We start from the raw sequence: 13,512 nt of genomic DNA on the forward strand, positions 1-13,512 counted from the left end.
TACCAGATCGTGGCAGACAGGATCCGGTCAACGGCAGGGGCGGACAAGAGATGAAGGCATTCCGGCTGGACGAGCTGGAGGCGGAGCGGGCGGCCAACGACGGCGCGTACCTCCAGTTCCTGCGGGAGCGGAACATGTCGGTGGGCCTGTACGCCCTCGACGCGGGCGCGCTGGACCCGCAGCAGCCGCACCGGCAGGACGAGGTGTACTTCGTCGCGAGCGGACGGGCCTCGATCACCGTCGGGGACGAGACGACGCAGGTCGCGCGGGGCAGCGTGGTGTACGTGCCGGCCGGGGTGTCGCACCGCTTCCACCACATCACCGAGGACCTGCGGGTCCTGGTGGTCTTCTCCCCGCCGGAGGCGTGATCCGGCTGGTCGGCGGCCTGGTCGCCGCGGCGGTCACCGGGGTGGTCTCAGGGTCGGCACCCTGATTCACCGGGCAGCCCCTAGGGGTCGGATCAGGGAAGAGCGGGGGCCGGGCGGCCCCCGCTCGGGTGGTCGGCGCCTCTAGCATCGAAGGTGTCCGGCACGGTGGGTGCCGGCGGGCCACCGGGCCCGAAGAGAAGGCTTCGGCTCCGGGCTCTTCAAGACTCTTCCGAGATGAGGTAAGCGCAATGGCGGTGAAGGAGATTCTCGCGGGGATGCCGTGGTGGGTGAAGTGGATCGCCATACCCGTCATCGCTCTGGCCGTGTTCGGCGGTCTGATCACCACGGTCCTGAGCTTCGTGATCGGCGTGGTGTTCAAGGTGCTGCTCTTCGTGGCGCTGGTCGGTGGTCTGATCTTCGTCGTCCGCAGGGTCACCTCGGGCGGCTCGCGCGGGGGCTGGTGACACCGGCGGCTCCCGGCCGGCCCCTTCGGACCGGCCGGACCGACGGGATGGACCGGATCGACGGGGGCGAGAGGGCGGGTGCTCGCCAGGTCGTGTCTTCAAAGTGCCCCTCCCAGGCGAAGCTCCGGGGGAGGCAGTTTGAAGACACGGTCTAGCACGGGCTCTTCGTCGGTTCGAGGCCCCCGTCGGCTTTTAGCCCGGCCGGGGGAACGCGCAGGTTGAAACGGGGGTACCCGTGTGACCTGCCATTAGAGTGGAAATCCTCTGCCGCTCCCGGAGGTTCAGGTCTCGGCCTTTACGGTTCCAGGCCGCGGCGGGCGCGCGGGGGAGGCCCCCGCGGGCGGGTGCGACGCACTCGTCGACACGCCTGGGGGTGACCTGTGGCCACTGCTTCGCAGCCCGCTGCTCCTACCCTGATCGGCTCAGTGCAGCGAGCCCTGAGACTGCTGGAGGCCGTGGGCTCCCACGGGGACGGGGCCCCCGCCAAACAGCTGGCACGCGAAGCGGGACTGTCGCTGTCCACCGCGTACCACCTGCTCCGCACCCTGGCGCACGAGGGCTATCTGCGCCGTGAGAAGGGTGTCTTCCTCCTCGGTGACGCCGCCGGCCGACTGGCCGGCGGCGCTGCTGTGCAGAATCGTCGCACCAAGATCGAGGAGTCGCTCGCCCACTGGCGCGACACCATCGGGGTGCCCCTCTACTTCGCCCTGTACCGCGAGGGCGAGATCGAACTGGTCTCCGTCGCCGACGCTCCGGCCTCCCCGGCCGTCGAGGAGTGGGCCGACTTCCGGGAGACCGGCCACGCGCACGCGCTCGGACAGTGTCTTCTCGGTCAACTCGATCCGAAGAGCCGTCAAGAACATCTCGACCGTCACCCGGTCCGAACCCTCACGCCGTATACGGTGCGTAGTCAACATGAGCTTCTGGACCGTTTGGGTGGAATTGGGCGAATGGAGCCCCTGGTGGAACGCCAGGAATATGCGCTCGGCACAGTCTGTGGTGCCATCCCTATCACCGTGGGCTCCACGGCCGCCGCGCTGGCCCTTTCCCTGCCCCTGCACCAGGAAGAACGGTTGCTGCCCGCAGTCGAATGGCTACGCAATGAGGTCGGATCGCTCTTCTCCTCCCTCGCCCTCTCTATCAGTATCTGAAAAATCACTCCTTGTGATCTGCTAGCGCTTACAGCACGATTGCGTCAAGAGGGCCATGGTGGATCATTCCTGGCCGTTTCGACCACAGCTTTCACCAAGCCTGCGTACACAACTGCCCATCCGATGCGGGGTACATGATGCGAGAGACGGTTCAGGCCGAGGTCCTGATGAGCTTCCTCGTCTCCGAGGAGCTCTCCTTCAGGATCCCGGTGGAACTGCGATACGAGACCGGTGACCCCTACGCGGTGCGGATGACGTTCCATCTCCCCGGGGACGCGCCCGTGACCTGGGCATTCGGTCGAGAACTCCTGCTTGACGGGATCAACGGACCCAGCGGGGACGGCGACGTGCACATCGCGCCGACCGACCCCGACGGACTGTCCGATGTCATGATCCGGCTCCAGGTCGGCGGCGACCGCGCCCTGTTCCGGGCGAGTGCGCCACCGCTGGTCGCCTTCCTCGACCGTACGGACAAGCTTGTCCCGCTCGGTCAGGAACGGACACTCGGCGACTTCGAAGACCACCTGGAGGCGGCACTCGGACGGATTCTCGCCGAGGAGAACGCGGGCTGAGCCCGCGCCCGGAGTGGTGTCACTTGGCCCGGCGCCGCCGACCGCCGCCGCCTTTCCGACCGTTCCACCCCGCCGGTCGTCCCACCGGCTGTCCCCCTTCCCGTTCCGCCGGCGCGTCCCCGGCGCCCGGCCGGTCCGCCGACACCACGAGCGCCGCGAGCGCGGTGGTGACCGGGACCGACGCGACCAGACCGATCGACCCGACCAGGGTCCGCACGATCTCCTCAGCGACCAGCTCGCTGTTGGCCACCGTGCCCACGCTGCTCTGGGCGATGGAGAACAGCAGCAGCAGCGGCAGCGCCGCGCCCGCGTAGGCGAGCACCAGGGTGTTCACCACCGAGGCGATGTGGTCACGGCCGATCCGGATGCCCGCCCGGTACAGCGCCCGCGGTCCCATGGCCGGGTCCGCCTGGTGCAGCTCCCAGACCGCCGACGTCTGGGTGACGGTCACATCGTCGAGCACGCCGAGCGAGCCGATGATGATGCCGGCGAGCAGCAGACCCGACATGTCGATGTCCGGATAGAGACCGTGGATGAGGCCGGTGTTGTCGTCCGTGTTGCCGCTCAGCGAGGCCCAGCCGATGAAGAACGAGCCGAGCAGACCGATCAGCAGCAGGGAGACGAGCGTGCCGAGCACCGCCACCGAGGTGCGCGCCGACAGACCGTGACACATATAGAGCGCGATCAGCATGATCGCGCTCGATCCCACGACGGCCACCACCAGCGGATTCGACCCCTCGATGATCGCCGGCAGGATGAACAGGGTCAGCAGCGCGAAGCTCACGACGAGCGCGATCAGCGCCATCACCCCACGCATCCGGCCGACGAGCACGACGACCAGCGCGAAGATGCCGGCGAGCACGGCGAGCGGCACCTTCCGGTTCACATCGGTGACCGAATACTGGAGTTCGCGCGGTGCGTCCGGCGCGTACGCGACGATCACCCCCTGCCCCTGGCGGAGCTGGCGCGGCGCGTCCGGCGGGACGATCTCGGTGAAGGTGCGGCCCTTGTGCGGACCCGTCGTGACCTCGACCGTGGCCTTCGCGCACAGCTTCTCCGCGGCGTTCGTCGCCGCGCTGTCCCCCGGGGCCGGCTCTCCGGCGCCCGGTGCCTGGGCGGCGTTCACGTCCTTGCAGTCCAGGTGCGCGACGGAGACGACCCTGCCCTGCTCGGTCTGCCGGTCGAAGCCGACCCCCGTGCGATGGTGCGCCGGGGCGCTGCCCGGCCACAGCATCACCAGGCCGACGACCACGGCCGCGGCGAAGGGGACGAGGACCGCGGCGATGACCCTTCTCAGGTGCAGGGAGACGGGCGCGGCCGGCCCGTGGTGGTGGCTGTGGCCCTGTGAGGGGCCGTGCGGATCGGGGGCGTGGGGCGTCGGGTTCACCGGTCGATCATCCCAACAGGGTCCGAGGCCCACTGTTCAGCGCGCCAGAGATGGCGCTAGCGTGGTGACGCCTTTGCACACGCGGGAGCTCGGAGCACCGGGCTGAGAGGGCGCTGACGATTCGCTGCGCCGACCGCCGAACCTGTTACCGGGTAATGCCGGCGTAGGGAGATTCGGTCATATGACCATTCAGGATGCGCACACCCCTGCCTCCGATCGGAACGAGCGGCAGGAGCGCACGCCGGGCTGGCACAAGGGATACGTCGAGGGCTCCCGCCCCGACATCCGGGTGCCGGTCCGCCAGGTGCACCTCACCAACGGCACCGACGTCACGCTGTACGACACCTCCGGCCCGTACACCGACCCCGCCTTCGACACCGATGTCCGGCGCGGTCTGCCGCCGTTGCGGGAGAACTGGATCACCGGCCGGGGCGACACCGAGGCATATGCCGGTCGGCCCGTCCGCCCCGAGGACGACGGCCTCAAGCACACCTCGCCGCGCGGCGGGCTCAGGAACCTCGACGCGGTGTTCCCCGGCCGTCCGCGGCTGCCGCGCCGGAGCCGGACCGGGCGGGCGGTGACCCAGCTCGCGTACGCCCGGCGCGGCGAGATCACGCCCGAGATGGAGTTCGTCGCCCTCCGGGAGAACGTCTCCTCCGAGGTCGTCCGGGAGGAACTCGCGGCCGGCCGGGCCGTTCTGCCGGCCAACGTCAACCACCCCGAGATCGAGCCGATGATCATCGGCAAGCGTTTCCTGGTGAAGGTCAACGCCAACATCGGCAACTCCGCGGTCACCTCCTCCATCGAGGAGGAGGTCGAGAAGATGACCTGGGCGACGCGCTGGGGCGCCGACACGGTCATGGACCTGTCCACCGGTCGCAACATCCACACCACCCGCGAGTGGGTGCTGCGCAACTCCCCCGTCCCGATCGGCACGGTGCCGCTCTACCAGGCGCTGGAGAAGGTCGACGGCCGGGCCGAGGAACTGACCTGGGAGATCTACAAGGACACCGTCGTCGAGCAGGCCGAGCAGGGCGTCGACTACATGACGGTGCACGCCGGTGTCCTGCTGCCGTACGTGCCGCTGACCGCGCGCCGCAAGACCGGCATCGTCTCGCGCGGCGGCTCGATCATGGCCGCCTGGTGCCTGGCGCACCACCAGGAGAACTTCCTCTACACGCACTTCGAGGAGCTTTGCGAGATCCTGGCGGCCTACGACGTCACGTACTCGCTCGGCGACGGCCTGCGGCCCGGCTCGATCGCCGACGCCAACGACGAGGCGCAGTTCGCGGAGCTGCGCACGCTTGGCGAGCTGAACCGGATCGCCCGGCGGCACGACGTACAGACGATGATCGAGGGCCCGGGACACGTCCCGATGCACAAGATCCGCGAGAACGTGGAGCTCCAGCAGGAGATCTGCGACGAGGCGCCGTTCTACACGCTCGGCCCGCTCACCACCGATGTCGCTCCGGCATATGACCACATCACCTCGGGCATCGGTGCGGCGATGATCGCCTGGTGGGGTACGGCGATGCTCTGCTACGTCACCCCCAAGGAGCACCTGGGCCTGCCGAACCGGGACGACGTGAAGACCGGCGTCGTCACCTACAAGATCGCCGCGCACGCGGCGGATCTGGCGAAGGGGCACCCCGGCGCGCAGGCGTGGGACGACGCGCTGTCGGACGCGCGGTTCGAGTTCCGCTGGGAGGACCAGTTCAATCTGGCCCCCGACCCGGACACGGCGCGGGAGTTCCACGACGAGACGCTGCCGGCGGAGCCCGCGAAGACGGCGCACTTCTGCTCGATGTGCGGGCCGAAGTTCTGCTCGATGAAGATCAGCAGGAGCATCACCGAGCGGTTCGGCGGGGACGCGCCGTCGGCGAGCGACGCGGAGATCGCCGCCGGGATGCTGCGGAAGTCCGAGGAGTTCGCGGCGTCGGGCAACCGGGTCTATCTGCCGATGGCGGACGGCTGACCGGTCGGCTGACCGGCTGACCGGCCGGCGGGCCGGCCGACCGGCCCGCCGGCGACAGGGCGACCGGCTGATCAACGGCGGACGGCCGGTGATCAGCCGGGGTCGTGCCCCGGCGCGCCGAGGTCCGGCCCGGTGAAGTCGGGGCTGGTGAAGTCCGGGGCGCTGTAGCCGGTCCGGGGGAGGCGGCCGGTACCCGGAGCCGGGTTCGCCGGGTCTTCCTGGGGCTCCGGGCTCCCACGGTGTTCGTCCGGGGTCGGTGGCAGGGCGCGGGCGTCGCGGAGGAAGGGGACGATCCCCCGGTCCCGCAGCGCCCGGCGCCAGGCATCCTCGGCGCGCGCGGTCTCGTCGTCGGCGGTCGCGGCGGCGACGGCGGGAGCCCGGGTTGCGGCGGTTTTGTTGCGCAGGGCCGTGATCACCAGGGCCATCGCCCCGCACAGCAGCCCGGCCGCCGCACCGGCGCCGAAGTACAGGCCCGTGGTGAGCAGGGTGTCCGCGAAGGCGGGAGCCGGTTCGACGAGCCGGAGGACCGCCCCGGCCAGGAGCAGGATCGCGGCCGCCGTGCCCGCGAGGAGGGGAGCGAGGACAGTGAGGGCGGTGACGAGCTCCGTCCCGCGCGCGTGGGCGGGGCGCTGCGCCGTATCGCCGCCTCCGTGGGCGGAACGGGCCTGTTCACCGGCTTGCTCATGGGCCTGCTCGCCGGCTCGTTCACGGGCCCGGGCCTGCTCGCGCACCCGTTTGAAGTGGTCGTACTCGGTCGCGGCGGTGGTCGTGATCGGTTCCACGGCTTCCAGTGCCCGTGCGCGCAGCTGCGCGATGGTGGGCCGGGCGGCTCCGGCCGGGCCGGGGACATCCCGGCCGGGAACCTCCGCGCCGGCCATGGCGTGCAGCGCGTCGTCGAGGGTCTGTTCGAAAGCGAGACGGTCTTCGGTCAGCAGATGTGGGGCCACGTACATGTGCATCCCCCGATGCTCCGTGGGGGCCAAAACCGGCCGGAAAAGACTGCCGGTCGGGCGGAAACGGAGGAGGACCCGCCACGGAGGGACCGGCCGGGAGCGTGTGGCCGAGTACTGCGCGCGTGGTGGCGGGGCGTCCCGGGGTTCGGATTCCCCGGGTGCGTACGGTTATGCCTCAGGCGGGCAGGGGGAGTTGGACGACCAGTAGCTTTCCGGCCATGGTCACTCCGCCGTCCATCGCGATGGCCAGCCCGTCGGCGTAGACGTGCGGGCCGTCGACGACCGGACGCTCGTCGTCCTCGCCGTCCTCCGTGCCGACCTGGCCGAGGAGGTACGGGATCGGGCTGTGGCCGTGCACGATCCGCCGGCCGCCGTACGTGGCGAGCAGCTCGCGCACGGCGCCCGGGCCGCTTGCCTCGTCGCGGAAGGCGAAGCGCTTGGTGAACTTCCGGAAGAGGTCCCAGACTTCGTCCGCGTCGTTGCGGGTGAGGATCTCGTGGACGGTGTCGTTGACGTCCTCGATGGTCGCGCCGTAGTCGAGATACGCGGTGGTGTCCGAGTGCAGGAGCAGGTGGTCGTCCTCCGCCACGACGGCGTCGAGCCGGGACATCCACTGGAGGTGGACGTCCTGGAGGCGGTCCATGTCGTGCTTCTGGCCGCCGTTGAGCAGCCAGGCGGCCTGGAAGGTGGCGGTGCCGGCCCCGGAGTTGACCGGCGTGTCGCCGAAGCGCTTGGCGCCGATCAGCAGCAGCTCGTGGTTGCCCATCAGGGCCTTGCAGTAGCCGCCGGCGGCCGCGGCCTCGGCGGACAGCCGCATCACCAGGTCGATGACGCCGATGCCGTCCGGACCCCGGTCGGTGAAGTCGCCGAGGAACCACAGCCGCGCGTTGCCCGCGGCCCAGCCGCCGTTCTCGTCGATGAGGCCCTGGGCGCGCAGGGCCGCCACCAGCTCGTCGAGGTAGCCGTGGACGTCGCCCACGACATAGAGCGGGCCGCGGCCGTCGGAGGCCTGGGCGTCGGGGCGCGGCAGCGGGTCGACGTGCACCTGGACGGTGTCGCCGCGGTTGATGACCGGCAGGTCGCGCTCGGTGGGGGTGTACCCCTCGGGCAGCGCGTCCTCGGGGAAGGCGTTCCCGGGGTGCCCGTCGGTCGTCCGCGCCACGGGCGCGGGGGCCGGTGCCAGGGGTTCGGGGACGGCCCCGGGGGCGACCGGCGCGTGCGCGGGGGCCGGCGCTCCGGCGGCGAAGACGTCGTAGGGCTCGGACTCCTCGCCCCGGTACGGGTTCAGGGGGTGTCCGAGCGGGAGGCTGCCCAGGTGGAGCGTGGCGTCCGCGGGCATGGGAGCCGCGGGCGCGGTCGCGGGATCCGGGGCGTGCGCCGGGGCGGTCCGCGGGTCGGCGGGCTGCCCCTGGACGGGCACCTTGGCGTACGGAGGTACACGGAAGTCACGCAACGTCGCCGTGCGCACTACGGGTTCCTGCCCGTCCCCCTGTGTCATCGACCCCTCCACCACCGTCGCGATGCCCTGCACATCGCGGACCGGCCTGGTAGTGATGGTCCGCGGTGTCGTCCGCCCATCATAGGAATGAGCGTCCTCCTGTGTGACGCACCAGGGGTGGTGAATCCGGGTCCACTCCGGGTTCACCGGCCGTTTCGCCCGAATTGGGAAGATCCGGTTCAGGGCTCGGCCCGGGCCGCGTCGCGGTGTGCGACCGATGCCGGGCCGAACGGTTCACGCGTCCCCCGGCTCCCCCGCCCGCCCCGGGGCTCCGGGCCACGCCCGGAGCCTGTCCCCCGCTCGGCCCCCCTCGGGCCGTGTCGTTCCCCTTCGCGGGGCCGCTGCTCCGGTGCCCTTTCGGGCCGGGCCGTCCGGGTCCGTCGCGGTTTTCGTACGGCCCGGGCGGCCCTTTCCGGCGCTCGACGGTTTTCAGTCCTTCGAGGGAGAGCGGGGCGGGCTTACCGTCGTTCGCGGCGGCCGCCGCTGCGACGAGGTGCGGACGATCAGCTCCGTCGGTATGACCCGTTCGACCGGACCGTCCGTCTCGATCCCCTCGATGGCGTCGATGAGGAGCTGGACGACGGCGGTGCCGATCCGGCGCGGTTTGAGCGAGAGCGTCGTGATGGGCGGTTCGGTGGTGGCGTACACCGTGGACTCGCTGCAGCACACGAGCAGCAGGTCGTCCGGGACCCGCAGCCCGTAGCGGCGGGCCGCCGCGAGCAGGTCGGTGCCGTTGGGGTCGAAGAGCCCGTACACGGCGTCGGGGCGGTCCGGGCGGGCGAGCAGCCGGTCGGCCGCGATGGCGCCCGCGCACGGATCGTGCGCCGGATAGGCCTCGTAGACGGGGTCCTGGCCCACCCGTGCGCACCAGTCGAGGTACGCGGTGGTGGAGAGCCGGGTGTACGTGTCGGTCGTCGTCCCGGTGAGCAGACCGATCCGGCGGGCGCCGGCGGCCGCGAGGTGGTCGAGCAGATCGAGGACGGCGGCCTCGTGGTCGTTGTCCACCCAGGCGGTGACCGGCAGCGTGCCGGCGGGGCGTCCGTCGGAGACGACGGGCAGGCCCTGGCGGACGAGTTCGGTCACGACCGGGTCGTGGTCGGAGGGGTCGATGACGACGGTGCCGTCGAGGGCGACGTTCGACCAGACGTCGTGACGGGAGGTGGCGGGCAGGATGACCAGCGCGTAGCCGCGGGCGAGCGCGGCCGAGGTGGCGGCCCTGGCCATCTCCGCGAAATAGGCGAATTCCGTGAAGGTGAAAGGTTCATCCCCGTACGTGGTCACGGTCAGGCCGATGAGGCCGGACTTGCCGGTGCGGAGCGTGCGGGCGGCCGCCGAGGGGCGATAGCCCAGTCGGTCGGCGACCTCGCGGACGTGACGGCGGGTGGCGTCCGGGAGCCGGCCCTTGCCGTTGAGTGCGTCGGAGACAGTCGTGATGGAGACCCCGGCGGCGGCGGCCACGTCCCGGATGCCCGCCCGGCCCTGCCGGGTTCCCCGGGTTTGTGCCCGGCTCACCTGGTGCTTCCCTGCTGCTGTCATGGCGAGCCGATAGTAGGGCGATGCGGGTGGGTCGGGCCGCGCGCATATGCAGGCATCGAGAGGCACGTTTCTGCAAGGCAATGCAGGGTCAATCCCCTTGGAAAGAAAGGGTAATTCGGATGTCGCCATAGGTTCTGCGGCCCCTTGTGCCGATGTGCCTGGCGAGGGGTGGAGGTCTCGAAGAGGTCTCAACTCACCTCTATGGGGGACGCGCGCCACGGCGCCCGCCACCGGCGCGCGCCATCTTGATATGCGCCCCCTGGGTGAAGACCGGGCCGGCGGGCCCCTCGTCACGCCCCGGCGGGCCCGGCTCGCCCCCGAGCGCCCCGAGTTGTCCCCCGCCAGTTGTTCCCAGGCCATTCGCAGCGGAGCCGAATCCTCATAAGGTGAGCAGTATTGGTGCCAGGTACGGAGGAGGACACACTGTGAGCGAGACCAGCGGGATCCCCGGGGCGGATGTGGCAGGCCCGAAGCTGCGTGCCGAACTGGACGGCGTCCCCACTTACAAGCCGGGCAAGCCGGCCGCCGCCGGTGGTCCGGTCGCCTTCAAGCTGTCCTCCAACGAGAACCCCTATCCGCCGCTGCCCGGCGTGATGGAGAGCACCCTCGCCGCGGCCGCGGACTTCAACCGCTATCCGGACATGGCCTGCACGGGCCTGATGCAGGAGCTGGCCGACCGCTTCGGCGTGCCGGTCTCCCACCTGGCCACCGGCACCGGCTCGGTCGGCGTGGCGCAGTCTTTGCTCCAGGCCACCTCGGGCCCGGGCGACGAAGTGATCTACGCCTGGCGGTCCTTCGAGGCGTACCCGATCATCACCCAGATCAGCGGGGCGACTTCGGTGAAGGTGCCGCTCACCGACGGCGAGGTGCACGACCTCGACGCGATGGCCGCCGCGATCACCGACCGGACCCGGCTGATCTTCGTCTGCAACCCCAACAACCCCACGGGCACCGCGGTGCGCCGGGCCGAGCTGGAGCGCTTCTTGGACCGGGTGCCCTCCGATGTGCTCGTGGTCATCGACGAGGCGTACCGCGAGTTCGTCCGCGACACCGAGATCCCGGACGGCATCGAGCTGTACCGCGACCGGCCGAACGTGGCGGTGCTGCGGACCTTCTCGAAGGCGTACGGACTGGCCGGCCTGCGGGTGGGCTTCGCCGTCGCGCACGAGCCGGTGGCGGCCGCGCTGCGCAAGACCGCGGTCCCGTTCGGCGTGAGCCAGCTGGCGCAGGACGCCGCGGTGGCCTCGCTGCGGGCCGAGGACGAGCTGTTCGGGCGGGTCGGCGCGCTGGTCGCCGAGCGCGAGCGGGTCCACGCCGGCCTCGTGGCCCAGGGCTGGACCGTGCCGGAGACCCACGCGAACTTCGTCTGGCTGCGGCTCGGCGAGCGGACCATGGAGTTCGCCGCCGAGTGCGAGCGGCAGGGCGTGGTCGTGCGGCCGTTCGCCGGTGAGGGCGTGCGCGTCACGATCGGCGAGGACGAGGCGAACGACCTGTTCCTGAAGGCGGCCGAGAGCTTCCGCAGGGACGCGTAACTCCCGCACTTCTTTCGTACATACGGCCCCGGGGCCGGTCGCGAGGGCGACCACTCCGGGGTCGTCGCCGTTCCCGGGCCCGTCGTGCTCCGGCACCCGATGATTTCGAGCCGTGCGGTGCCGTGCCCTCGTCAGGCCGTTCGGCCCCGGTCCTCCGGCCGGTCCTCGGCGCGCCGGGCCTCCCGGAGGTCGTCCGGGGCCGTTCGACGGCCTTCGTCATGGCCGGAAATCGTGGGTACGCGTCCAATGTGGCGCGTGCCACGGGATCCGGCCACCGCGCAGGGTCACCCCTTCGGCCCGGTGCCCCGGGGCGGTTGCTTGGCTCGTCCGATAAAAGCCCTGGTCAGCGTGGTGGGGGTGGCCGGAGGGAAGGTGGCGAAGGTCCCGCTCAGGGGGTGACCCCGGGTAGGGGACCCCGGCCGAAGGGGCCTATTGCATATGAGCCATAATGCTTGTGAATGTGAACGCGTTCACAAGCGTGTCCCTGTTCCTCCAGGAATGTGTGGGATCAAAGGGGCAGACTGCCGATGTGACCACGGCGATGTAAGGAGCAGACGTGGACCTCGCTTTGGCGCCCGAGACACTGGCGCGCTGGCAGTTCGGCATCACCACCGTCTATCACTTTCTCTTCGTCCCGCTGACGATCTCACTCGCCGCGCTCACGGCAGGTCTACAGACGGCCTGGGTGCGCACCGACAAGGAGAAGTACCTCAGGGCCACCAAGTTCTGGGGCAAGCTCTTCCTGATCAACATCGCCATGGGTGTCGTCACCGGCATCGTGCAGGAGTTCCAGTTCGGTATGAACTGGTCCGACTACTCCCGCTTCGTCGGCGACATCTTCGGCGCCCCCCTCGCCTTCGAGGCGCTGATCGCGTTCTTCTTCGAATCGACCTTCATCGGTCTGTGGATCTTCGGCTGGGACAAGCTGCCGAAGAAGATCCACCTCGCCTGCATCTGGATGGTGTCGATCGGCACCATCGCCTCCGCGTGGTTCATCCTGGCCGCCAACTCCTGGATGCAGCACCCGGTCGGCTACCGGTTCAACCCCCAGCGGGGACGCGCCGAGCTCACCGACTTCTGGCTGGTGATCACGCAGAACACCACCCTCAACCAGGTCTTCCACACCCTCTCGGCGGCCTTCCTCACCGGTGGCGCCTTCATGGTCGGCATCGCCGCGTACCACCTGGCTCGCAAGCGCCATGTCGCGGTGATGAAGACCTCGCTCCGGCTGGGTCTGGTCACGGTCGTGGTCGCCGGTCTGCTCACCGCGCTCAGCGGTGACACGCTCGGCAAGGTCATGTTCAAGCAGCAGCCGATGAAGATGGCCTCGGCCGAGGCGCTGTGGGACGGCCAGGACAGTGCGCCGTTCTCCGTCTTCGCCTACGGAGACGTCGAGAAGGGCCGCAATACCGTGGCCATCGAGATCCCCGGTCTGCTGTCCTTCCTCGCCGACAACGACTTCAGCTCGCATGTCCCCGGCATCAACGACATCAACAAGGAAGAGCAGGCGCGGTTCGGGCCCGGCGACTACCGGCCGATGATCCCCACCACGTACTGGAGCTTCCGGTGGATGATCGGCTTCGGTATGTCGTCCTTCGTCATCGGACTCGTCGGACTCTGGCTGACCCGCAAGAGGTTCTGGCTGGCCCCCGCGCTGCGGACGGGCGAGGACGAGGTACCGCACCTGGTGCCGTTCAAGAACAAGGCGCTCAGCCCCAAGCTCGCCCATGCCTACTGGATCCTGGCCCTGTGGACGCTGGCCTTCCCGCTGATCGCCAACTCGTGGGGCTGGATCTTCACCGAGATGGGCCGTCAGCCGTGGGCCGTCTTCGGGGTGCTGCAGACCCGCGACGCCGTCTCCCCCGGGGTCTCCCAGGGTGAGGTGATCACCTCGATGAGCCTCTTCACGGCCCTCTACGCGATCCTCGCCGTGATCGAGGTGAAGCTGCTCGTCAAGTACATCAAGGCCGGCCCGCCCGAGCTGACCGAGGACGACCTCAACCCGCCCACCCGGATCGGCGGGGACGACGCCGACCGCCCCATGGCCTTCTCGTACTGAGGCTCAGGAGATCGAGG

The 13,512-nt window shown here is 70.1% G+C and carries 11 protein-coding genes and 1 riboswitch; of the genes, 7 read left to right on the top strand and 4 right to left on the bottom strand.

Going from position 1 to position 13,512, the window contains the following annotated elements:
• Positions 1 to 50 precede the first annotated feature (50 nt).
• From ACGFRB_RS20480 to ACGFRB_RS20495, 4 genes are all read left to right on the top strand, one after another.
• Positions 51 to 368 carry a cupin domain-containing protein gene (locus ACGFRB_RS20480; protein ID WP_393244745.1) on the top strand — a complete coding sequence of 106 codons (318 nt, stop codon included), beginning with the start codon at positions 51 to 53 and terminating at the stop codon, positions 366 to 368.
• A gap of 248 nt (positions 369 to 616) precedes the next feature.
• Positions 617 to 832, top strand: coding sequence for a DUF5326 family protein (locus ACGFRB_RS20485; protein WP_361227256.1), 216 nt, complete (start codon positions 617 to 619; stop codon positions 830 to 832).
• Positions 833 to 1,212: 380 nt separating this feature from the next.
• Entirely contained in the window at positions 1,213 to 1,983 is a 771-nt protein-coding gene (locus ACGFRB_RS20490; RefSeq protein WP_363003514.1) for a helix-turn-helix domain-containing protein, read from the top strand.
• A 137-nt stretch (positions 1,984 to 2,120) separates the two neighbouring features.
• Positions 2,121 to 2,555 carry an SsgA family sporulation/cell division regulator gene (locus ACGFRB_RS20495; RefSeq protein ID WP_359880199.1) on the top strand — a complete coding sequence of 145 codons (435 nt, stop codon included), beginning with the start codon at positions 2,121 to 2,123 and terminating at the stop codon, positions 2,553 to 2,555.
• Between the two features lie 19 nt (positions 2,556 to 2,574).
• On the opposite strand, the gene ACGFRB_RS20500 is transcribed toward ACGFRB_RS20495, so the two are convergent.
• The gene (locus ACGFRB_RS20500; protein ID WP_393244747.1) at positions 2,575 to 3,942 is read right to left on the bottom strand and encodes a YibE/F family protein; all 1,368 of its coding nucleotides are present in this window, start codon (positions 3,940 to 3,942) and stop codon (positions 2,575 to 2,577) included.
• Between the two features lie 71 nt (positions 3,943 to 4,013).
• A riboswitch (TPP riboswitch) is annotated at positions 4,014 to 4,129 on the top strand.
• On the opposite strand from ACGFRB_RS20500, the gene thiC reads away from it, so the two are divergent.
• Positions 4,124 to 5,917, top strand: a complete 1,794-nt coding sequence (gene thiC, locus ACGFRB_RS20505) for a phosphomethylpyrimidine synthase ThiC (protein WP_393244749.1) — start codon at positions 4,124 to 4,126, stop codon at positions 5,915 to 5,917. (Overlaps the previous riboswitch by 6 nt.)
• Positions 5,918 to 6,009: 92 nt before the next feature.
• Here thiC and ACGFRB_RS20510 read toward each other — a convergent pair whose 3' ends face one another.
• The 3 genes from ACGFRB_RS20510 to ACGFRB_RS20520 all read right to left on the bottom strand — a co-directional run bounded on the left by ACGFRB_RS20510 (position 6,010) and on the right by ACGFRB_RS20520 (position 9,904).
• A complete protein-coding gene (locus ACGFRB_RS20510; protein WP_393244751.1) occupies positions 6,010 to 6,876 on the bottom strand; it encodes a hypothetical protein in 867 nt (288 codons plus the stop codon).
• 169 nt (positions 6,877 to 7,045) lie between these two features.
• Positions 7,046 to 8,368 (bottom strand): metallophosphoesterase, encoded by a 1,323-nt coding sequence (locus ACGFRB_RS20515; protein WP_393244753.1) that lies wholly within the window; start codon positions 8,366 to 8,368, stop codon positions 7,046 to 7,048.
• A 429-nt stretch (positions 8,369 to 8,797) separates the two neighbouring features.
• Positions 8,798 to 9,904: a LacI family DNA-binding transcriptional regulator gene (locus tag ACGFRB_RS20520; protein WP_361227273.1), complete on the bottom strand. Its 1,107-nt coding sequence runs from the start codon at positions 9,902 to 9,904 to the stop codon at positions 8,798 to 8,800.
• A 458-nt stretch (positions 9,905 to 10,362) separates the two neighbouring features.
• On the opposite strand from ACGFRB_RS20520, the gene hisC reads away from it, so the two are divergent.
• Both hisC and ACGFRB_RS20530 read left to right on the top strand, forming a co-directional pair.
• The gene (gene hisC, locus ACGFRB_RS20525) at positions 10,363 to 11,436 is read left to right on the top strand and encodes a histidinol-phosphate transaminase (RefSeq protein ID WP_393244927.1); all 1,074 of its coding nucleotides are present in this window, start codon (positions 10,363 to 10,365) and stop codon (positions 11,434 to 11,436) included.
• A 556-nt stretch (positions 11,437 to 11,992) separates the two neighbouring features.
• Positions 11,993 to 13,495 (top strand): cytochrome ubiquinol oxidase subunit I, encoded by a 1,503-nt coding sequence (locus ACGFRB_RS20530; protein WP_363003504.1) that lies wholly within the window; start codon positions 11,993 to 11,995, stop codon positions 13,493 to 13,495.
• Positions 13,496 to 13,512: the final 17 nt, after the last annotated feature.

The sequence above is a fragment of the Streptomyces sp. NPDC048718 genome (genome assembly GCF_043198875.1).
Taxonomy (GTDB): domain Bacteria; phylum Actinomycetota; class Actinomycetes; order Streptomycetales; family Streptomycetaceae; genus Streptomyces.